20 protein-coding genes and 1 tRNA gene are annotated in these 20,877 nt (G+C 66.2%); 6 read left to right on the forward strand and 15 right to left on the reverse strand.

The genetic code is table 11. The annotated features are described in order from the left end of the window. The first annotated feature begins 162 nt into the window (after nucleotides 1-162). Together hfq and hflX are read left to right on the forward strand one after the other, a co-directional pair. Nucleotides 163-735 carry an RNA chaperone Hfq gene (hfq, locus tag H7F51_RS13030; RefSeq protein ID WP_185664741.1) on the forward strand — a complete coding sequence of 191 codons (573 nt, stop codon included), beginning with the start codon at nucleotides 163-165 and terminating at the stop codon, nucleotides 733-735. Next, nucleotides 732-2,066, forward strand: a complete 1,335-nt coding sequence (gene hflX / locus H7F51_RS13035; RefSeq protein ID WP_185664770.1) for a GTPase HflX — start codon at nucleotides 732-734, stop codon at nucleotides 2,064-2,066. Before hfq ends, hflX begins: the two co-directional genes overlap by 4 nt. 9 nt (nucleotides 2,067-2,075) lie before the next feature. Here the strand turns inward: hflX and mazG are convergent, their stop codons facing one another. Both mazG and H7F51_RS13045 read right to left on the reverse strand, forming a co-directional pair. After that, on the reverse strand, nucleotides 2,076-2,849 hold the full coding sequence (gene mazG, locus H7F51_RS13040; RefSeq protein ID WP_185664742.1) for a nucleoside triphosphate pyrophosphohydrolase: 774 nt from the start codon (nucleotides 2,847-2,849) through the stop codon (nucleotides 2,076-2,078). Nucleotides 2,850-2,932: 83 nt separating this feature from the next. Further along, complete coding sequence (locus H7F51_RS13045; RefSeq protein ID WP_185664743.1) at nucleotides 2,933-3,808, reverse strand: helix-turn-helix domain-containing protein; 876 nt, start codon at nucleotides 3,806-3,808, stop codon at nucleotides 2,933-2,935. Between the two features lie 126 nt (nucleotides 3,809-3,934). Here H7F51_RS13045 and pobA point away from each other — a divergent pair, with 126 nt between their 5' ends. Beyond that, a complete protein-coding gene (gene pobA / locus H7F51_RS13050; protein WP_185664744.1) occupies nucleotides 3,935-5,104 on the forward strand; it encodes a 4-hydroxybenzoate 3-monooxygenase in 1,170 nt (389 codons plus the stop codon). A gap of 163 nt (nucleotides 5,105-5,267) precedes the next feature. Here the strand turns inward: pobA and H7F51_RS13055 are convergent, their stop codons facing one another. From H7F51_RS13055 to H7F51_RS13095, 9 genes are read right to left on the reverse strand one after another with little or no spacing between them, the layout of a single operon-like run. Beyond that, nucleotides 5,268-5,453 (reverse strand): hypothetical protein, encoded by a 186-nt coding sequence (locus H7F51_RS13055; RefSeq protein WP_185664745.1) that lies wholly within the window; start codon nucleotides 5,451-5,453, stop codon nucleotides 5,268-5,270. Then, entirely contained in the window at nucleotides 5,450-6,232 is a 783-nt protein-coding gene (locus H7F51_RS13060) for an MBL fold metallo-hydrolase (protein WP_185664746.1), read from the reverse strand. The genes H7F51_RS13055 and H7F51_RS13060 overlap by 4 nt, the downstream gene beginning before the upstream one ends. Further along, nucleotides 6,229-7,005: a TatD family hydrolase gene (locus H7F51_RS13065; protein WP_185664747.1), complete on the reverse strand. Its 777-nt coding sequence runs from the start codon at nucleotides 7,003-7,005 to the stop codon at nucleotides 6,229-6,231. Before H7F51_RS13065 ends, H7F51_RS13060 begins: the two co-directional genes overlap by 4 nt. Further along, a complete protein-coding gene (gene metG / locus H7F51_RS13070) occupies nucleotides 7,005-8,561 on the reverse strand; it encodes a methionine--tRNA ligase (RefSeq protein ID WP_185664748.1) in 1,557 nt (518 codons plus the stop codon). Before metG ends, H7F51_RS13065 begins: the two co-directional genes overlap by 1 nt. A gap of 19 nt (nucleotides 8,562-8,580) precedes the next feature. Further along, entirely contained in the window at nucleotides 8,581-9,534 is a 954-nt protein-coding gene (locus H7F51_RS13075; protein WP_343061289.1) for a DNA polymerase III subunit delta', read from the reverse strand. Beyond that, entirely contained in the window at nucleotides 9,531-10,160 is a 630-nt protein-coding gene (gene tmk, locus H7F51_RS13080) for a dTMP kinase (protein ID WP_185664749.1), read from the reverse strand. Before tmk ends, H7F51_RS13075 begins: the two co-directional genes overlap by 4 nt. Before the next feature lie 7 nt (nucleotides 10,161-10,167). After that, nucleotides 10,168-11,346: a D-alanyl-D-alanine carboxypeptidase family protein gene (locus H7F51_RS13085; RefSeq protein WP_246448346.1), complete on the reverse strand. Its 1,179-nt coding sequence runs from the start codon at nucleotides 11,344-11,346 to the stop codon at nucleotides 10,168-10,170. 39 nt (nucleotides 11,347-11,385) lie between these two features. Continuing rightward, entirely contained in the window at nucleotides 11,386-12,312 is a 927-nt protein-coding gene (locus tag H7F51_RS13090; protein WP_185664751.1) for a septal ring lytic transglycosylase RlpA family protein, read from the reverse strand. Beyond that, entirely contained in the window at nucleotides 12,296-13,354 is a 1,059-nt protein-coding gene (locus tag H7F51_RS13095) for a lytic murein transglycosylase (RefSeq protein WP_185664752.1), read from the reverse strand. The genes H7F51_RS13090 and H7F51_RS13095 overlap by 17 nt, the downstream gene beginning before the upstream one ends. 172 nt (nucleotides 13,355-13,526) lie before the next feature. Between H7F51_RS13095 and H7F51_RS13100 the strand changes: the two genes are divergently transcribed. Further along, a tRNA-Ser gene (locus H7F51_RS13100) sits at nucleotides 13,527-13,616 on the forward strand. Between the two features lie 94 nt (nucleotides 13,617-13,710). Then, entirely contained in the window at nucleotides 13,711-15,336 is a 1,626-nt protein-coding gene (locus H7F51_RS13105; RefSeq protein ID WP_185664753.1) for a family 43 glycosylhydrolase, read from the forward strand. Nucleotides 15,337-15,357: 21 nt separating this feature from the next. On the opposite strand, the gene H7F51_RS13110 is transcribed toward H7F51_RS13105, so the two are convergent. Next, nucleotides 15,358-16,458, reverse strand: a complete 1,101-nt coding sequence (locus H7F51_RS13110; RefSeq protein ID WP_185664754.1) for an MBL fold metallo-hydrolase — start codon at nucleotides 16,456-16,458, stop codon at nucleotides 15,358-15,360. A 240-nt stretch (nucleotides 16,459-16,698) separates the two neighbouring features. On the opposite strand from H7F51_RS13110, the gene H7F51_RS18700 reads away from it, so the two are divergent. Further along, on the forward strand, nucleotides 16,699-17,652 hold the full coding sequence (locus tag H7F51_RS18700; RefSeq protein WP_185664755.1) for an HWE histidine kinase domain-containing protein: 954 nt from the start codon (nucleotides 16,699-16,701) through the stop codon (nucleotides 17,650-17,652). A gap of 401 nt (nucleotides 17,653-18,053) precedes the next feature. On the opposite strand, the gene lpdA is transcribed toward H7F51_RS18700, so the two are convergent. The 3 genes from lpdA to H7F51_RS13130 all read right to left on the reverse strand — a co-directional run. Beyond that, nucleotides 18,054-19,466, reverse strand: coding sequence for a dihydrolipoyl dehydrogenase (gene lpdA / locus H7F51_RS13120; protein ID WP_185664756.1), 1,413 nt, complete (start codon nucleotides 19,464-19,466; stop codon nucleotides 18,054-18,056). A gap of 5 nt (nucleotides 19,467-19,471) precedes the next feature. Then, nucleotides 19,472-19,807, reverse strand: coding sequence for an acyl-CoA thioesterase (locus H7F51_RS13125; protein WP_185664772.1), 336 nt, complete (start codon nucleotides 19,805-19,807; stop codon nucleotides 19,472-19,474). 64 nt (nucleotides 19,808-19,871) lie between these two features. Further along, nucleotides 19,872-20,877: 2-oxo acid dehydrogenase subunit E2 (locus tag H7F51_RS13130; protein ID WP_185664757.1), on the reverse strand; the 1,006-nt coding region annotated here is incomplete at its 5' end.

The raw sequence follows: 20,877 nt of genomic DNA on the forward strand, positions 1-20,877 counted from the left end.
ATTGTGCAAGTGCGAACAAAATTGCAGAAGTGCGATTGTCGGACGCATCGGAAAACGATAGCGTGACATTCTCAAGCGGTGAATCGGGCTCTGCCGGCCCGGCTCGCCAGATCGCGGACCGCGCAAATGCGGCCGCCAACGAAGAAGAAAAAGGAGTACTCGGTGACCGGTCGTACACTCTCCGCACGCCCTAAACCCACCCCGCCGGAACAGCCGGCAGCGCCGCCGCCCGCGCCCGCGGGGAAGGGTGGCCAGAACCTGCAGGACCAGTTCCTCAACCACCTGCGCAAGAACAAGACCCCGGTGACGATGTTCCTCGTCAAGGGTGTCAAGCTGCAGGGCATCGTGACCTGGTTCGACAATTTCTCGATTCTCCTGCGCCGCGATGGCCAGTCGCAGCTGGTTTACAAGCACGCGGTCTCGACCATCATGCCTTCGACGCCGATCGATGCGCGCCTGTTCGGCGGGCCTGAAGCGACGAACAAGAAGGTGCGGCTGCTGCAGGACGTATTCCTCGCCTCGATCCGCGCGGCCGGGGTGCAGGTCACCATGTTCCTCGTCAACGGCGTCATGCTCCAGGGGCGGGTTGCCGCCTATGACCTGTTCTGCATGATGCTGGAACGCGAAGGCTATGTGCAGCTTGCCTACAAGCACGCCGTCTCGACGATCCAGCCCGTCACCCCCGTGGACCTGACCGGCGGCGAGTTCGAGGACGAAGAGGACGAAGCAGACTGAACGATAACGAAGACCTCAAGGGAGAGGTTACCAGGGGTGCCCGTGCCGTCATCGTCTATCCGGCGATGCGGCAGCGGACCGCCGTGGATACCGAATCCCGCCTCGAGGAAGCCAAGGGCCTCGCACTCGCCATCGGTATCGAGGTGGTCGAGGCCTTTGCCGTGCCCATTCGCGAGGCGCGCGCCGGGACCCTGTTCGGCGAAGGGCAGATCGAGAACATCGCCGTGGCCTGCAACCGCGAGGATGCCGAACTCGTCATCGTCGACGGCGCGCTGACCGCGATCCAGCAGCGCAATCTCGAGGAAAAGCTCAAGCGCAAGGTGATCGACCGGACCGGGCTGATCCTCGAAATCTTCGGGGAACGCGCGGCCACCGCCGAAGGGCGGCTGCAGGTCGAGCTGGCCCACCTCGATTATCAGGCCGGGCGGCTGGTGCGTTCATGGACTCACCTTGAGCGTCAGCGCGGCGGCTTCGGCTTCCTTGGCGGCCCGGGCGAAACCCAGATCGAGGCCGACCGCCGGATGATCCGCGACCGTATGGCCCGCCTGCGCCGTGAACTGGAACAAGTGCGGCGCACCCGCGGCCTGCACCGCCAGCGCCGCGGCAAGGCCCCGTGGCCGGTGATCGCGCTGGTGGGCTATACCAACGCCGGCAAGTCGACGCTGTTCAACCGCCTCACCGGGGCTTCGGTCATGGCCGAGGACCTGTTGTTCGCCACGCTCGACCCGACTATGCGGGCGATCCGCCTGCCGGGCATCGACAAGGCGATCCTGTCGGACACGGTGGGCTTCATTTCCGACCTTCCAACCCAACTCGTTGCCGCCTTCCGCGCCACGCTGGAAGAAGTGACGGCGGCCGACGTGATCGTCCACGTTCGCGATATCGCCAATCCCGACACCCAGGCCCAGAAGCGGCAGGTGCTGGCCGTCCTCGCCGATCTCGGCATCCTGCCCGATGCGGAGAGCGGGGAAGGGGAGGTGCAGGTCCCGATGGTCGAGGTGTGGAACAAGTGCGACCTGCTGACGGCCGAGCAGATGGCCGAACTGGAAGAGGACATCGCCCGGCATCCCGAGGAGAAAGTCGTTCGCGCCTCGGCCCTGACCGGGGCAGGCTGCGACGATCTGCTCGACCTGCTTTCAGGCCTGCTCACGGCCGATGCCAAGCTCCATGTTTTCGTCCTGCCGGTCAGCGCGGGCCAGAAGCTGGCCTGGCTTCATGCCCACGGCGAGGTTGTGTCCGACGATGACGCCGGAGATGGGAGCGACGGGCCCCAGCGGCGTGTTTCGGTACGGCTGACGCCCAAGGAAATGGGCCGGTTCAGCCGGATCTGAGCAGAAGCGCTATTCGGCGGCCTTGACCTGCTGCCACAGCGCTTCCTGCCGGGCCAAGGTCAGTTCGCCAAAGATCTGGCCTTCCGCGCAGGCGATTGCCTCCATTGCTCGGAAGCGCCGCTCGAACTTGGCATTCGCCGCGCGCAGGGCCTCTTCCGGCGCGATCCGATGCGCGCGAACGAGATTGACCGCCGCGAACAGCAGGTCGCCGGCCTCGTCCACCCGCTCATCCGCAGTTGCCGCATCGGCCAGTTCGACCATCTCCTCGCGCAGCTTGTCGGCCGGGCCTTCCGTGTCCTCCCAGTCGAACCCGACCCGGGCGGCGCGCTTCTGGAGCTTTTCGGCGCGCATCAGCGCGGGCAGGGCAAGGGCGACCCCATCGAGCGCGCTGGTTGCGCCCTTGGCCTCGCGCTCGTTTGCCTTGAGCTTTTCCCAGCGCGTCTCACGCTCCTGCCCATCATGCCCGCCATCGCCGAAAATGTGCGGATGGCGCGCCTCCATCTTGTCGGAAATGGCGGCCGCAACGTCGTCAAACGAGAAAAGCCCGGCCTCCTCGGCCATACGAGCGTGAAACACGACCTGCAGCAGAAGGTCGCCCAGTTCGTCCTTGAGCGCGGCCATGTCGTGCCGCTCGATCGCGTCGGAAACCTCGTAGGCTTCCTCGATGGTGTAGGGGGCGATCGTGGCAAAAGTCTGGGCCGTATCCCAGTCACACCCGGTCTCGGGATCGCGCAGGCGGGCCATGATGGCGAGAAGGCGGTTGAGCGAGGTGATCTGGGTCACGGAAGCCTATGGAATCGTGCTGATGGGGTCCCGTTTGCTATAGGGCGCCGGCCAGTAGCGGACAAACGCCATCGCGCTTCCCGTCAGCCTTTATCCACCAAGTCCCCCGCCGCCGCAGCCGGCTTCTTGACCAGGATCGGGCGATCGCCGGTCATCCGCTTGTAAAACCGTGAGAAGTAGGACGGATCGGAAAACCCGAGGCTGTCCGCCACCTGCGCGATACTGGCATTGGTGAAGCAGAGCAGGCGCTGCGCTTCCAGCACCAGCCGGGAATGAATCAGGGCGATGGGCGAAAGTCCGGCACATTGCCGGCAGGTGCGGGACAGGGTCTTGGCGGTGATCCCGAGGTGCTCGGCATACCAGTTGACGCTGCGATGTTCGTGCAGGTGGAGTTCGAGCAGGCGGCGGAAGCGCGCCATTCGCTGACTGTCGAGCGGGCTATTGTCTTCCTCGCCCCCGATGAGCGAGCGCATCAGCACTTCGGCAAGCGCAAGAAAAAGAGGATCGGGCGTGCGCCAATCCGCCTGCGTGGCAAGCATTTCCCCGCAAAGCCAGTCGATGCGGCGCGCGACGTCGGCGGGGAGGGTCCCTTGTCCGCCATGGGTGAGTAGCTGCAGCAGGCGATCGACCGGCTCGGCCGCGCGCGCGGCGAACCCGGTGGACAGCGAAAGAATATGCCCGGTCGTATCCGGACTGAACTGGAAACCATGGACCGAGCCAACCGGAACCACGGCGAAACAGGGCGCGGCCATGACATGGACCGCCTGTTCGTTGCGATAGGTTACTTGTCCAGCGAGTGCCACCAGCGCCTGAACGCTCTGGCGATGGCGGTGCGGGGCAATTTCCCAGTCGTGCAGCGAACTGCGCGATGCGATCGTCTCGATGTGGGCGAAGTTTGGCGGCGTATCGTCATCGTCTTCGCCGTAGAGCAGGAAGCTGGGGATGAGCGCTGAGGGCATCGAGAATGTCCCAAAAGTACCCGAATTATGGTACTGCCGTCCATTCCGCCCGAAGCCCGGACTTGTCAATATTGCACGGTGACGCGGCACCGGATGGAGAGTGCCCCGCTGGCGGAGACGGTTATCATGCGCACTCAGGTTGCAATCATCGGTGCGGGCCCGGCCGGCCTGCTGCTTGGCCACCTTCTGCGCGCCGAGGGGATCGACTGTGTGGTGCTGGAGCGCCAGACCGGGGACTATGTGCTCGGCCGCATCCGCGCCGGGGTGCTGGAGCAGGTCACTGTCGGCCTGATGGAGCGGCTTGGCCTCGACGCCCGGCTCAAGGCCGAGGGACTGGTCGAGGAGGGCTTCAATCTCGCCGACGGTGAGCGCCTTATCCGGATCGACGTCGCCGGGCTTACCGGCAAGACCGTGGTGGTTTATGGCCAGACCGAAATCACCCGCGACCTGATGGACGCCGCGCCCAGCCGCGGCCTCGAGGTGATTTACGGCGTTGACGACGTTGCCCTGCATGACATCGAAAGCGAGGCACCCTACGTCACCTACCGCAAGGACGGGACGGAGCACCGGATCGACGCGCGCTTCATCGCGGGCTGCGACGGCTTCCACGGTCCGAGCCGCAAGGCGATCCCGGCCAGCGTGGCACGCGAGTATGAGCGGGTCTATCCATTCGGCTGGCTCGGCATCCTCGCCGATGTGCCGCCGTGCAATCACGAACTGATCTATGCGAACCACGAGCGCGGCTTTGCGCTGGCCTCGATGCGCAGCCACACCCGCAGCCGCTACTATGTCGACGTGCCGCTGACGGAGAAGATCGAGGACTGGTCGGACGAGCGGATCTGGGACGAACTGGCGATCCGCCTCGGGCCCGATGCGGCGGCGCATATCACGCGTGGCCCGGCGATCGAGAAGTCGATCGCGCCGCTGCGCTCCTACGTGTTTGAACCGATGCGTTATGGCTCGCTCCTGCTGTGCGGCGATGCCGCCCACATCGTGCCGCCGACCGGAGCCAAGGGCCTCAACCTGGCCGCGAGCGACGTCCACTATGCGGCCGAAGCGCTGACGGGCTTCTTCCGTCGCAGTGACCGTGACGCGGTGGCCGGCTATTCAGCCAAGGCGCTGGCGCGGGTCTGGAAGGCGGAACGCTTCTCCTGGTCGCTGACCAAGCTGATGCATCGTTTCCCCGACGACGGCCCGTTCGAGCGCGCGATGCAGGTTGCGGAACTGGACTACATCGCCTCGAGCAAGGCGGCGCAGACCAGCATTGCCGAGAATTACGTCGGTCTTCCGGTCTGACACCGCAGCCGGAAGGCAATGGCTTGGGTCCATTGCCTTCCGGCGCGACGCTGGTTTTGGGCCGGGAGTAGCGGCAGGGGAGTTCGAGGCTCGAAACCTGCGTTAGAGCGATAATATATATTATGTTAAATATGGGGTTCCGACGGGGGCGGAAATCCGCGCGCTACTTCAACAGGATACCCGCCAAAACTACCCCGCCGACGAAGATCGCGAGCCAGATCGCAGCGTAGAGCGCCTTGCGATCGAATGGCAGGCCGCGCAACGCGTTGTTCCTGCTGAGCAAGGCCGCCACCATCACAACGCCGAGCAGCGCGACGACCACATCGCCGTCGAGCCGCCCGCCGCTCACAGCGTGATCACCAAACCATCGTAGCCGACCCGGACATTGTCAGGGATCTCAGCCGCAAGCGCCGCGTAATCCATCGATTTGTCGAGATGCGTCAGCGCGGTTTGCCCAGCCTTGGTCGCAGAGGCCAGTTCCAGCGACATGGCGAGATGTGCGTGCGTCGGATGCGGCTCACGCCGCAGGCAATCGACCACGAGCAGATCCACCCGCCAGAACAGGTCGATCATATCCTTATTAATCGAACTAAAATCAGTTGCATAACCGATTGTTTTTCCGTCACAATCAAAGCGAAACGCCGTGCTCTGTGCGGGGCCATGGTCCATCTGGCACCAGGCGACACCGATCCCGGCGCACATCCGCAACCGATCGAGCGTCTGGATCTCGCAAATCGTGTGATAGCCGTGCTGTCCGGCGAAAACATAGCCGAACCGGTTGCGCAGGCGGCGGACGGTCTCTTCGTGGCCGTAGCCCGGAATCGGCGCCGCCCGGCCATAGCGCATCGGCCGGAGGTCATCGATGCCATGGGTGTGATCGGCATGGTCGTGAGTCCAGAAAACCGCGTCGACCTTGTCGATGCCTTGCGCCAGCAACTGGTGGCGCAGGTCTGGCGACGTATCGACCAGCAAGCGCGAACCGGCGTCGCTCTCGACGACGATCGAGACCCTGCTGCGGCGGTTGCGCGGTTCCGCCGGATCGCAATCGCCCCAGTCGCCCCGGCCGTCCGGTCCGCCGATCCGCGGCACCCCGGTCGACGTGCCCGAGCCGAGCATGATCAGCTTCATGCCGAGGCTTTCATGAACAGTTTGAAGAAGTTACGGGTGGTTATTTCCGCAAGATGTTCGGCGGAAACGCCGCGCAGGCCGGCAACGAAGCGCGCGGTGTCGGCCACGTAGGCGGGCTCGCAGGTCTTGCCGCGATGAGGCACCGGCGCGAGGAAGGGACTGTCCGTTTCGACCAACAACCTGTCTTCCGGTAATTCCGCCGCTACGGCCTGCAAGTCCTTGGCGTTCTTGAAGGTTACGATCCCGGAAATCGAAATCGTGAGGCCGAGGTCAAGCATTTTCCGGCCAAATTCGGCCGAGGCGGTGAAGCAGTGGATCAGCGCCGGGAAGGCGCCCTTCCCCATTTCCTCGGCCATGATCCGCGCCGTATCCTCTTCCGCATCGCGGGTGTGGATGATCAGCGGCAGGCCAGTCTCCCGCGCCACCTCGATATGGACGCGGAACAGTGCCTGCTGGGTCTCGCGGTCGGAATGGTCGTAATAATAGTCGAGCCCGGTTTCCCCGATCGCGATCACGCGCGGGTGGCGGGTCGCTTCGAGCAGCGAAGCGGCGCCGAGGTCGGCGTGGGCATCGGCTTCATGCGGGTGAATGCCGACCGAGGCCCAGACATCGCCTTCCTGCTCGGCCAGCGCCACGATATCGCGCCATTCGGACAGGCGGGTCGAGATATTGAGGAAGCCCCCTACCCCCGCGGCCCGGGCGCGGGCGAGGACGCCCTGCTGGTCCTCGACCAAGCCCTTGTAATTGAGGTGGCAGTGGGAATCGATCAGCATCAGCCCTCTTCCACCGGGAGTTCGAGGCGAGGAAATGCTGGGCTGGGCTGGCCGAGCGGCTCGCCGGTGGCGACGCGGTGCTCATACCATCCGGCATCGCCGAGGGCCACGAGGTCGCGTTCGCCGGCCGGGACGCCGAGTTGGTCGAGGACCTTGGCGGCGGCGGCGGGGACGACCGGGCTGATCGCAATGGTCAGATCGCGGATGGCCATGAACAGGCAAAGCAGGACAGCGCCCATCCGTTCCGGGTCGGTTTTCTTGAGCGCCCAGGGGGCCTGCTCGTCGATATAGGCGTTGCAGGCGAAGACAGCCTTCATCCACGCCTCGATCCCGGCGGAGAAATTGAGTGCCTCGAACTCATTTGCAAGCTGGCTGCAACCGGACTGCACCGCTGCCAGAAGCGCTTCATCGGCCTCGGTCCGTGTGAACGCGGTTAATTGGCCGTCGAGGTTCTTGAAGATCATCGAGCAGACGCGCTGGACGAGGTTGCCGAAGCTGTTGGCAAGCTCGGCATTGGCACGGGTGACGATGGCTTCGGGCGAGTAGGACCCGTCCTGCCCGAAGGCGACTTCGCGCATCAGGAAGTAGCGCAGTGTGTCCACCCCGAACCGTTCGGCGAGGTCGAGCGGATCGGTGACGTTGCCGAGCGACTTCGATTCCTTCTGCCCGCGGTTGAGCAGGAAGCCGTGGCCGAAGACCTGCTTCGGCAGAGCGAGGCCGGCGCTCATCAGGAAGGCGGGCCAGTAGACCGTGTGGAAGCGGACGATGTCCTTGCCGATCAGGTGGAGGTCTGCCGGCCACCACTTTGAAAATTCGTCACTTTCATCCGGAAAACCAAGCCCGGTCAGGTAGTTGGTCAGGGCATCGACCCAGACGTACATGACATGCTCGTCGCTGCCCGGGACCTTGACCCCCCAGTCGAAACTGGTGCGCGAGACCGAGAGGTCGCGCAGGCCGCCTTCGACGAAGCGCATGACTTCGTTGCGGCGGCTGTCAGGCTGGATGAATTCGGGATGGTCGCGGTACAGCGCGAGCAGCAGGTCGGCATATTTCGAGAGGCGGAAGAACCACGATTCCTCGACCGTCCACTCGACGGGGGTGCCGTGGGGCGAGAGGCGCTCCTCCCCTTCCCCGCCGGTCAGTTCGCTCTCGTCGTAATAGGCTTCGTCGCGGACCGAGTACCAGCCCTCGTAGCGATCGAGATAGAGGTCGCCGCTCGCTTCCATGCGGCGCCACAGCTCCTGGCTCGCCTCGTGATGGCGCGGCTCGGTGGTGCGCATGAAGACATCATATCTGACGTTAAGGGCATGGCACATATCAATGAAATGCTGAGACATTTCATCGGCAAGCTGCTTGGGCTCGATCCCCAGGTCGCGCGCCTTCTGGGCCATCTTGAGACCGTGCTCGTCGGTCCCTGTCTGGAAGCGGACGTCGCGGCCCTGCAGGCGCTTGAAGCGCGCGATCACGTCGGCGGCGATGGCTTCGTAGGCATGGCCGATATGCGGCTTGCCGTTGGGATAGCTGATCGCGGTGGTAATGTAATAAGGTTCGGCCATGATCCGCCCAAGCTGAAGGTCAGGCGGCCTCTCTAGGCATGGCCGCCGAGGCGAGCAACCCGCCGATTTCCATCGCGAGCAGGCCGGGATCGTAATTGTAGGTCGGAACCTGCGCGGTGAGGCGGGCCAGTTCGCCGTGAGCGTCGATCATGCGCAGGCGCTGGGCGGGGCTGGCGGCGCGAAGGCGCCCGGCGAGGACCGCGCGGGCGAGGTCGAGCGTGGCGAGCAGGCGCTCCCGATCGGGGCGGGCGCCGATTTCCCCGGCCAGTTCGCCGCGCAGGGCGAAAAGCTCGTCTCCTTCGCTGACGATCCGGTCCATCAGGCCGTGGAGGGGCCCGAGATCCTGCTCGACGAAGCCGAGCGCGGCACCGGGCGAGCCTTCGGCGGCAGCGACGGCGGCGGCACGGGTGGCAGCATCGGCCCCGCGCGCCTCGCGGGCGAGGACTTCGCCGACCTGCGCGTCGCTCAGTGCCGGGAACCGCAGGGTGCGGCAGCGCGAGCGGATCGTGGGCAGAAGGCGGCCCGGCCGGTGCGCGACGAGCAGGAAGAACGATCCGGTCGGCGGCTCTTCCAGACTCTTGAGCAGGGCGTTGACCGCGCTCTTTTCGAGATCGTCCGCCGGGTCGATGATGATCGGGCGCCGGCTGCCCAGCGTTGGCCGGGTGATCAGTCGGTGCTGGATCTGGCGGACCTGATCGATCGAGATATTGCGCTTGGTGGCATAGGGCTTGCCCTCCTCCTTCTTCTTCGCCTCGTCATCATTGGCGGGGAGAGGTTCGAGCAGGAGGATGTCGGGGTGAAGATCGGGCTGGGGAATGCCGGGTTCAGCCACCAGCGCGCGCGCGGCGGCCATGGCGAAAGCCGACTTGCCGAGGCCCTGCTTGCCCGCGAGAATCCAGCCGTGGTGCATCCGGCCCGAGGCCATGGCCCCGCGCCATTCGCGCCATGCCTCGTCATGGCCGAGCAGGCTCACAGCAGGTCCTCCAGCGCGTCCATGATCTGGTGATGGGTCTGCTCGGGCGTGCCGTTACCGTCGATCCGGGCGAAGCGCCGAGGTTGTTCGGCGGCGAAACGATCGAAGGCCGCGGCGACATTGGCGTGGTATTCGGCCGGGCGGCCGCCGATCCGGTCGGCCCCGCCGACGTCGCGCCGTCCGAGCCGCTCGGCCGCCTCTTCCGGCGTGACGGTGATCAGGAGGGTCAGATCGGGCAGGAAACCCTGGCTGCCGATGCGGTGGAGATCCATGATCTCGGCATCGTCCAGCCCTCCGGCCCCGCCCTGATAGGCGCGGCTGGAATCGATGAAGCGATCGCAGATCACCCATTGTCCGGCGGCGAGCGCGGGGCGGATCAAGCGATCAACATGGTCGGCGCGGGCGGCGGCGAAAAGCAAAGCTTCGGCGCGGGGGCCGAAGCCTTCGCCCGCCGGATCGAGGAGCAGGCTGCGGATCGCCTCGGCGCCCGGTGTACCGCCGGGTTCGCGGGTGACCACGGCGTCTATGCCCCGCGCGCGCAGGGCCTCGGCCAGCAGGCGGGACTGGGTGGACTTGCCCGCCCCTTCCCCGCCTTCGAGGGCGATGAAACGTCCGGGCCGGGTCACCGCGCCCTCACGAAACAAGCCCGCGCAGGCCGTTGAGCAGACGGTCGAATAGCCCGGCGCGGGCAACGTCGGCCCCTGCGAGCAGCGGTACCCGGCTCGGCGCGCTGCCGCCGACGCGGATTTCGAGGCTGGCCACCGGGGTTCCCCTGGCGATCGGCGCCTTGAGCGGGCCATCATAGACCACGCGCAGCTTGATCGGCCCCGCCGCGCCCTTCGGCGCGGTGGCCGCATAGTTGCCGGGCGCGACGAGGGGCACGCTGGCGGCCGCACCGTCCTGCACCCTCGCCTCGCCAACCGTGGTGCCGGCGGCGAAGAGGGCGCGGCTGTCGAACGCGGCGAAGCCCCAGTCCATCAGCGCGGCGGCGGCCTTGGCCCGGTCCTGATGTCGGTCAACGCTGGCGAGGACCATGATCAGGCGCCGTCCGCCGCGCTCGGCCGAGCCGATGAAGCCGTAGCCGGCCTGATTGGTGAAGCCGGTCTTGATCCCGTCGGCGCCTTCGAGCTTGCCGAGGATGGGGTCGTGGTTGTGCTGGGTGATCCCGTTCCACGTCATCGTCTGGCGACCGATATATTCGTGGTAGAGATCGGGGTGGCGCGAGAGGATGGCCGAGGCCAGCGTGACATAGTCGCGCGCGGTGATGTAGGTCTGCCCCTCGTCCATCCAGCCGTTGGGCGTGCCGAAGTGGCTGTTCTTCATGCCCAGCTTGCGCGCCTCGGCGTTCATCAGGGCGAGCCAGTTGGGAACCGAGCCGGCCGCCGCCTCGGCCAGGACCACGCAGGCATCGTTGGCCGAAACATTGGCGATGCCCATCAGCAGTTCGTGGACGGTGACGTCGTGCTGCCGATCGAGGAACATGGTCGAGCCGACGGCGTGCCAGTGCTTGAAGGCGTCCTCGCTCATCCGGGTGACGGCATTGGGATTGAGCTGGCCGCGCTTGATCATCTCGAAGGCGACGTAGAGCGTCATCACCTTGGTCAGCGAGGCGGGCATGAAGCGGCGGTCAGGCTCCTTCGAATAGAGCGTCTGACCCGAGTTGAAATCGACCAGCAGGGCGATCGGCGCGGGGCCGACTTCGGGCGGGACGACATGGGGATCGGTATAGACCGGGGCAAGCGGGGCCCGGGCCGGCGCAGCCGTCAGCGGCAGGGCCAGGAGAAGGGCGGCAGTGAGAATGGGGCGATTCAAGTCCGGTCCACGCATTGGCGCGGAATGCGGACCTGACGGTCAGTTCACGCGCTGGATTCGAGCGTCGCTATAACCCGCTGACCGCGCCTTGGCGAGGGCGGCCCCGGCGTCTGCCGCAGAGGCGAACCCGGTTATCCGCACTACCCTGAACTTGCCGGCCGGAGTGATGGAACCACCAAGCTTGCGGGCGGCGGCGGCGGCGTTGGCGGGATCGGCGAAGGCGGCGACCTGGACCGCGAAAATGCCCTTGGCGGCAGGTCTGGGTTCTGCCCCGGAGACCGATGGTGCTTCCGGTTTTGCGCCCAGCTTGACCGCCGCCTTGGGCTGCGGCTTGGCCATGGGAGCCGCGGCCAGTGCGGGCGCGGGCTGCGGCGCAGCTTCGGCCAGGGCCGGGGCAGTCGGCGTAGCGGCAGGCGGAGGAGCGGCCGGATCGAGCTTGCGCATCAGCACGGCGACGAGCGACATCGGCGTGTCCATCCGCTCTGGCGCCTGCTGGCCGCTGCGCAGAAGGGCGCGCTCGGCCTCGGGCGGATTGACGCGGCGGATGCGGATCGGGGCCCTGTCGCCGCTCACGCCAAGCTGGGCGGCGGCGGCGGGGGACAATTCGACGATGGCGCCGCCGGTCATCGGACCGCGTCGCTCCGCCCTGACCAGCACGGTCTTGCCGGACTTGAGCGAGGTTACCTCGACATAGCTCGGCAGCGGCAGGGTGCGGTGCACGAGGGTGATGCCCTGCCCTTCCCCGCCGATGGCGGCATAGCCGACCTGATCATAGTTAAGCGTATCGGCGGGGGTGTATTTGACGCCGTCGACGGTGAACGGCGCGCCAAGTACCATCGGATAGTCTGCCGCAGGGCCGCTTGGCGCAGGCGTCTGCGCGAGGCTCAGCGGGGGGGCGCCAGCCCCGCAACCGGCGGCGAGCAGCGCTAGGGCAAGGACCGCAGGGGTTTCAACGGGCAATCTCATCTGCAAGCAACCCCACCGACAATCCGTAGTAGTTCGAGCAGTTGTATTCGAGGATAACCCGATAATTCCCGGTTAACAGGTAAGCGGTCTGGCCCGGTCCATCGGGCTCGATCAGGCTGGCGAGGACCTTGTCCCCCAGCGGGGCGAGCGGCTGGACACCGCGCGCGCGCCATTCGGAAACCGTCAGCCAGCGCGAGTGGCGGGCGTGGACGCGGGGGCATTCGGGCGCGGTCATCGGGCTGGCGAGGCTGGCGCGGTCGATCCCGGCCGGAACGCTGGCGGCGACGCCCCACGGCAGACCCGGTTGCCACCCGGCATCGCGGAAATAGTTGGCGATCGACGCGAGCGTATCGGCCCGGCTCGACCAGATGTCCCGAAAACCGTCGCCGTCGCCGTCAACAGCGAGGCGCAGGTACATCGATGGGAGGAACTGCGGATTGCCGAAGGCTCCGGCCCAGGAGCCGACCAGCCTGCTGCGCGGGACGCCCGCATCGGCCATCTTGAGCAGGGCGATGAATTCGTCGGAAAAGAGCGCGCGGCGGCGGCCTTCGTAAGCCAGGGTGGCGAGGCTGCGGGCGAGATCGAAATCGCCGGTGTAGCGGCCGTAGTTCGTCTCATGCCCCCAGATCGCCAGCAGGATCGGGGCGGGCACGCCGAACCGGGCCTCGACCGCAGGGGCGATTGAGCGAACATTGGCGTACATCGCGCGGCCCGCCGCTATCCGCGCCGCATCGACATGGGTGCGGCGATAGGGGGCGAAGGCGGGGGAACCGGCCGCGGGACCGTTGGCGGCGCCGGGCTGCGAACGGTCGAGCGCAATGACCTTGGGATTGAAGGTGAGGCCCGCGGTCATCTGCTGGATGGTCGTCTCGCGCACGCCTTCGCTGCGCGCGCGGGCGGCGAGGAGCTGGAGATAGCCCTCGAACCCCGCCTCTTCGGAAGGCGAATAGGCAGGCGGATTTTGGGCCTGGCAAGGAACGCCGAGCAGGACGAGCGCAAAACCGAGGCCGATCTGGCGCAGGTGGCGGAAAGTTGGCGTCATGACGTCACTGAAGCACAGCGCCGCGCTGATGGGAATCCCGCAAGGGCAATTCGGCCGGGGAAGAAGCCCGCCCTGTCGCTAAGGCAGGTCACCGAGGCAGAGGGGGTGACAAGCGGCGCGGTTCGGGCTAGCCGCGCTGAGACCCGCGCACTGCCCGCAGTGCCAGGCGCGCGGACAGGTGGCCGAGTGGTTTAAGGCAGCGGTCTTGAAAACCGCCGTGGGTGGAAGCTCACCGTGGGTTCGAATCCCACCCTGTCCGCCAACGCCGGCCCGGCACTTGAAAAAGTTGGATTTGCCGGGAGGCGCCGGTCCGGTATGGGCGCTGGTTCAATGCGTTGATCCAGGAACAGCCGGCCATGGCCCACACTCGCCGTCATGCGATGACATTTGCGCTCGGCGCAGGGGGACTGGTGCTCTCGGCGCAGTTTCCCGCCCTTGCCGCCTCGACCGTCGACCGGCGCGGGCCGTGGAAGCGCGGGCAGGACGGGCAGCGGCACGCCGACCTTGGCGACGGGCGATACCTGAACCCGGTGATCCCCGGCGACCACCCGGACCCGACCGTACTCAAGGACGGCGCGGACTATTACGCGACCTTCGCCTCCTACGAATATTATCCGGGGCTGGTCATCTGGCATTCGCGGGACCTGGTGAACTGGACCCCGGTCGGTCCGGCGCTGCACCGTCCGATGGGTTCGGTTTTCGCTCCGGAGCTGGTCCGGCACGGGGGACGGTATTTCATCTACTTTGCCGCGCTCCCCCCGCAGTCGGCCGGAGGCGAATGGCACCGCGGATTTTCGGTCTACGTGATCCATGCCGAGGCGATCGGAAAACCGTGGAGCGAACCGGTCCACCTCGGGCTCGAAGGACGCTATGATCCGGGGCACGTGGTCGGCGAGGACGGCAAGCGCTATCTCTTTCTCGACGACGGATACCGGGTGCCGCTCAGCGACGACGGGCTGGCGGTGGCCGGACCGGTGCGCAGGGTGCATGGCGGATGGCCGATCCCCGATGACATGATCAACGAGGGCTTCAGCCTGGACGGTCCCAAGCTGATTCGCCGTGACGGCTGGTTCTACCTGTTTTCGGCGCAGGGCGGCATCGCCGGCCCTGCCAACGGCCAGATGGTGGTCGTGGCCCGATCGAAATCCATCGACGGGCCGTGGGAAAATTCGCCGCACAACCCTCTGGTGCGGGCCGATGCGCGTGACGATCCGTGGTGGTCGCGCGGCCACGCCACGCCGGTCGAGGGGCCTGACGGACGCTGGTGGATCATCTATTCGGCCTTCGAGAAGGACCTTCGCTCGCAAGGGCGGCCGACCGTGCTCGAGCCGATCACGTGGGCTGCGGACGGCTGGCCCCGGGCAATGGGCGGGATACTGGCCGAGCCGATGGCCAAGCCCGCCGATCTTCCCGGCGCGCCGAACGGCCATGCCCTTGCCGGGCCATTCCGCGCGGACGATTTCGGGGCCCGCCTCGCCTTCTTCCGCCCGCGTGCCGACTACATGAGCCGGGTTTTGTTGGCGGACGGCGCGCTGACGCTCAAGGCCCGGGGCAAGGGACCGGGGGATTCCTCGCCGATCGCGATGATCCCCGGCGACCGTCGCTACGAGCTGACGATCGGCATCGAGGTGGAACAGGGCGCCGAGGCGGGCCTGCTGCTGTTCTACAACGATGCCCTGTTCTGTGGCCTTGCGACCGACGGCACGATCCTGCGCCGCTACAAGCTGGGCAAACCGATGGTCTACCCGGCCCTGAACCTGGAAGTCGGCGGGCGCATTTTCGTGCGGATGCTGTTCAAGGACGACATCGCGCAGTTCTTCGTCAGCCGCGACGGCAAGGCGTGGACACGAGTGATGGCGATGGAGGTATCCGGCTACAACCACAACATGGCTGGCGGATTCCTCAGCCTGAGGCCTGCCCTGTTCGCGGCGGGATCGGGTGCGGCGCGGTTCAGCGAATTGCACTACGACGGGGCGATCTGACGCGGATCGCCCCGCTCACCTTCAGCGCGAGCGCATCTGGGCGCTGTAGGCCTGAGCGCACTCGCCAAGGACAGTCAGGTAGCGAGCCACCCCAGCGGCGCCGACGACGAAGGGGTTGGGACCGCGCGGGCCGCGCTGGCCGAGCTTCGCGATCCGGCCGATCGCACCGTCGAAATCCGAGTGGGGCGACAGCACGACGTCGGCGCGGCCGGCCTTGGCAAGACCCATCATGCGCCGGGCCGAACCGGAATAGATCGCGAAGCGGTCTGCCGTGTGCGGAAAGTTGAAGCCGGTGCCGCCCCACAGGAGGGCAACATGCCTGCGGCCACGGTCGGTCACCGGGAAGATCAGCGAGATCGTCCCGCGGGTGTGCCCGGGCGTGATGAACATGCGCACGCTCTGGTTGCCGAGCCTGAACACCTGTCCATCGGTGATCGAGAGATCGCGCGGCGGCGGCGCATCGAAGAACGGCTTGTCGACCATGGACGGGGCGATCTCCCAGTCCACCGCGCTCATCATGATGCGGGCGCCATACTTCTTCGCGATATAGGCGGCTCCGCCGAAATGGTCGCCATGCCCGTGCGTGACGATGACATATCTGATCCGCGCCGGATCGAGGCCGACCTTGTGCATCCCCGGCTCGATCCGGTCGATCCATTCCCGGCTGTTGTTGAGTGAATCGATCAGGATGATGCCTTCGGACGTGGTGATCGCCCAAGCGGTCACGTCCTCGATCCCGACGTAATAGACGTTGTCGAAAATCCGGGTGGGCGCGGGCGCCCGCCGCTCGATCCCGCCGCCGGCGAGAAACTCGGCCCGGGTCTTGCCCATGCGCATCAATTCGGCATTGGTCGGGCCGGCCCGGTCGATCATTTTCGACAGGTCCCATTTCAGCCCCGCCGGGCGCGCCGAATTGCACAGTTGCAGCGGCCCCGGAAACAGGCCCTCGCCCGCCTTGTAGGCGGCAGCGAAATGGCGATCCGCCGCAGGGGTGATCTGCGGCAGCAGATCGTCCTGCCGCTGCCCGCCGGCCGCCTGCTGCTCGCTCAGTTCCTGGGCGAGCCCCGCACCGCCGGCCAACAACGCGGCTGCAGCCAGCCCGATCCGCAATGCCCGCTTCATCGCCATCACTCCATCCCGCCGCCCGGCCATGTGACCGGACAACAAGGCCCGGATAGGTACAAGTTTACGCTGTTGCAACGGACAGTCAGCCCAATATTCCCGGCCTTGCGGATTTTCCGGCGCGGCTGAGTGGATGGTTCCGCCCGCCGCAATGCCCGGAATGGCCATACGCAAGCAAGTGGTTGCAATGATGGTGCTTTGGCCTCATCACCGCTCGCGTGTACCGGCGGGGAGGGCACCGTGGCACGGGTTGGGCTGGAACAGGTCAAGCGGCTGATCGTCGCTCACCGACCGTGGTGGGTGAACTGGGCCGTGCTTGCCGCCGCCCTGCTGCTTGCGACCGGTCTGAGGCTGGCGGTCGATGCCGGCTCCGGCGGATTTCCGTTTCTCACCTACTATCCCGTGGTCTTGCTGAGCGCGGTGTTCCTTGGCGGGGAATATGCGGCCGTGGCCGCGGTCGCCTCGGCCGCCGCGGCGGTCCACCTGTTCGGCAACGGACGAGGCCTCCTCACCACGCCCGCCATTCCGCTCGCCATTGCCGCGCTCTATGCCATGACGATCCTGGTGGTGATCGCCACCGGGCAGGTCCTGCGCAGGCTGGTCCAGGAAAACGAGGCGCACCTAAAGCAGCAGGAGACGTTTAACGCCGAACTGCAGCACCGGACCAAGAACGCACTCCAGATCATGCGCGCCCTGATCGCACGGGGGCCACGGGGCGAGGACCCGGCAAGCTATTTCGAAACCTTGGCTGGACGCCTCGACGCCCTGGCCAAGGCCAATGAACTGCTTCGCTTTGGTGCGCTGGAATCGGCGGAACTGGGAGCCATGATAAAAGCGGCGATTTCCCCATTCGATGCCGCGCGCTTCGAACTGGACGGACCGCCGTGCCAGGTTGCGCGCCAGGCCGTTACGCCGCTGATGTTGGCGCTACACGAGCTGTGCACCAATTCCACCAAGTACGGCGCGCTCTCGGTCGATGCCGGCATGGTCGCCGTGAAGTGGGGAACGGCCGGCGACGCAGCCCATCCAGGCATCGAACTTGTCTGGCGGGAAACCGGCGGCCCGCGCGTCAGGCAACCGACCCATCGCGGGCTCGGTACCCGGCTGCTCACCCCGCACAGCGGCCTTGCTGCAGTGCACCAGGATTGGCGGCCGGAAGGCCTCGTCTGCAGCATGACCGTGATCGGCGCCTGATTTCGCTTTGCGTGGCATTGCAGAACCGATTCTGCCCCGCAATGCGGGAAAGCAATGTAATATAAGGCAAACCTAAATTAGCTTGAGTAAGCAGAAATCTGCGGTAACCATGTTGCAAAATAAAAGCATGGAGTGGGGTCGTGGACAGGATATTTTCGCGCGTCAGGTTGGCAATCAATCACCGTCGCAAATTCAAGCAGCATCTTGAGCAGTTGAAGCGGCAGCCCTCGCGCGAGATCGGGCACGGCTTCCAGTTGAGATCAACGCAGCATTCGCACTGACGGGCGAACACCGCTGGAACGCAGGAAGGGCGCCGACGCGATAACCGCGTCGGCGCCCTTCCCCCATGTTCATTCCCGATTGGGTTCCCGCCCGAGCATTTGCCGGGCGGGTCGCCGGGATCAGATGTGCAGCGCGCGGCCGTAGGCAGCGAGCGTGGCTTCGTGCATCATTTCCGACAGGGTAGGATGCGGGAATACCGTGTTCATCAGTTCGGTCTCGGTCGTTTCAAGCGTCTTGCCGACGACGTAGCCCTGGATCAGTTCGGTCACTTCCGCGCCGATCATGTGGGCACCGAGCAGTTCGCCAGTCTTCGCGTCGAACACGGTCTTGATGAAGCCTTCGGCCTCGCCCAGCGCGATCGCCTTGCCGTTGCCGATGAACGGGAAGGTTCCGGCCTTGACCGCGTAGCCCGCTTCCTTGGCCTTGCCCTCGGTCAGGCCGACGCTGGCGACCTGCGGGTGGCAATAGGTGCAGCCCGGGATGTTGGCGCGGTCGAGCGGATGCGGGTGGACGTCCTTGTTGCCCAGTTCCTTGGCGATCGCCTCGGCCGTGGTGACGCCTTCATGGCTCGCCTTGTGGGCAAGCCATGGCCCCGGGGTGCAATCGCCGATCGCCCAGACGCCCTTGGCGGCGGTGCGGCCATAGGGATCGACCGGGATGATCCCGCGTTCGAGCGTGATGCCCTGGGCTTCCAGCCCGACGTTCTCGGTGTTGGCAACGATGCCGACCGCGACGATGACGTGGCTGAACTCGCTCTCGCTGACTGTGCCGTCCTTGGCCTTGAGCTTGGCCTTGACGCCATTGGCACCGACCGAGATCGCCTCGACCCCGGCGCCGGTCATGATCGTCATGCCCTGCTTCTTGAGTGCCTTTTCGAGGAAGGCCGAAACGTCGGCGTCTTCCACCGGCACGATCCGGTCCATCATCTCGACCACGGTGACGTCAGAACCCATGTCGTTATAGAAGCTGGCGAATTCGATGCCGATCGCGCCCGAGCCGATGACCAGCAGCTTGCTGGGCATTTCCTTGGGCGTCATCGCGTGGCGGTAGGTCCAGACCCGGTTGCCGTCAGCCGGGGCGAAGGGCAGGTCGCGGGCGCGCGCGCCGGTGGCGACGATGATGTGCTTGGCGCTGATCGTTTCAGTGCCCTTGTCGCCCTTCACCTCGAGCTTGCCGCCGCCCTTGAGCGTGCCGACGCCCATGTGCACGGCGATCTTGTTCTTCTTCATCAGGTGCGTGACGCCCTGATTGAGCTGCTTGGCCACGCCGCGCGAACGGGCGACCACGGCGTTCAGGTCGGCGGTGATCTTTTCCGCGGCCAGGCCATAGTCCTTGGCGTGGTTCATGTAGTGGAAGATCTCGGCCGAGCGCAGCAGGGCCTTGGTCGGGATGCAGCCCCAGTTGAGGCAGATGCCGCCGAGGTTCTCGCGCTCCACGATCGCGGTCTTCAGGCCGAGCTGCGCACAGCGGATGGCGGATACATAGCCGCCGGGGCCCGAACCGAGAACGATCACGTCATAGCTGTCAGCCACTTGAACTACTCCTGTCCGACCGGACGGGGCCGGTTGTCCTCGTCCACCGCGACGAAAGTGAAAGTCGCTTCCGTCACCTTGTTTGCAATTTCCTGGTGGCGGGGGCGCCGCCAGGCTTCGATGCCGATCACCAGCGAGGTCCGCCCGACCTTGCGCAGTTCACCGTAGACCGAGACTTCGTCGCCGATCTTGACCGGCGAGTGGAACTGCATCCCGTCCATCGCCACGGTAACCGCGCGGCCGTGGGACCGGCGCGCGGCGATCAGCCCCGCACCCATGTCCATCAGGCTCATCAGCCAGCCGCCGAAGATATCCCCGTAGGCATTCGCATCAGCCGGCATGGCGGTGACGCGGATGACCGGCTCCTGCGGCGGGCGCTGGGCTGACGACGTGTCCGACACCGGATCAGGCCACCAGGGCGAGCGGGTTTTCAACCAGTTCGCGGAAGACGGCCATCAGCTTGGCACCGTCTGCCCCGTCGATTGCGCGGTGATCGAAGCTGCCGGTCACGGTCATCACGTCGGCCACGCCGAGCGTACCGTCAGCCATGACCCAAGGGCGCTTCTCGCCCGCGCCGACCGCCAGGATCATGCCCTGCGGCGGGTTGATCACGGCGAGGAACTGCTTGATCCCCATCATCCCCATGTTGGAGATCGAAGCCGTACCGCCCTGATATTCGCCGGGCTGGAGCTTGCCTTCCTTGGCGCGCGAACCGAGGTCCTTCATCGCCTTGGAAATCGAGGAGATCGAACGGCCATCGGCATTCTGCACGATCGGCGTGATCAGGCCATTGGGGATCGAGACTGCCACCGAGATATCGGCGCGCTCATACTTGATGATTTCGTCACCGGCGAAGCAGACGTTGCAGTTCGGGACCGCGACGAGCGCCTTGCCGAGCGCCTTGACCAGCATGTCGTTGACCGAGACCTTGGTTCCGTCGGTCATCGCCGCGTTGATCTGGCCGCGCAGGGCGAGCAGCTTGTCGAGCTGCACGTCGACCGAGAGGTAGATGTGCGGAGCTTCGAGCTTGGACTGGGTCAGGCGGCGCGCGATGGTCTTGCGCATGTTCGAGAGCTTCTCGATCGTGTGCGGGACACGGTCGTCAACCAGCGCGGCGGCGTTCGAAACCGGCGCAGCGGCGGGCGCGGCGGCAGAGGCCGCGGCGGGAGCGGCGGCGACAGGAGCCGGTGCGGCAGCGCCGCCGGTAAGCCCTTCGACGTCGGCGCGCACGATGCGGCCGCGCGGGCCGGTGCCGGTGACGGCGCCGAGGTCGATGCCCTTTTCGGCGGCGATGCGGCGGGCCAGCGGGCTGGCGAGGACGCGGGCACCAGAGGCGCTCTTGGCGGCAGCAGGGGCCGGCGCGGCGGCAGCGGCCGGCGCAGGCGCGGCAGCAGCGGGAGCCGGGGCGGCG

The sequence above is a fragment of the Novosphingobium flavum genome (genome assembly GCF_014230315.1).
GTDB classification, from domain to species: domain Bacteria; phylum Pseudomonadota; class Alphaproteobacteria; order Sphingomonadales; family Sphingomonadaceae; genus Novosphingobium; species Novosphingobium flavum.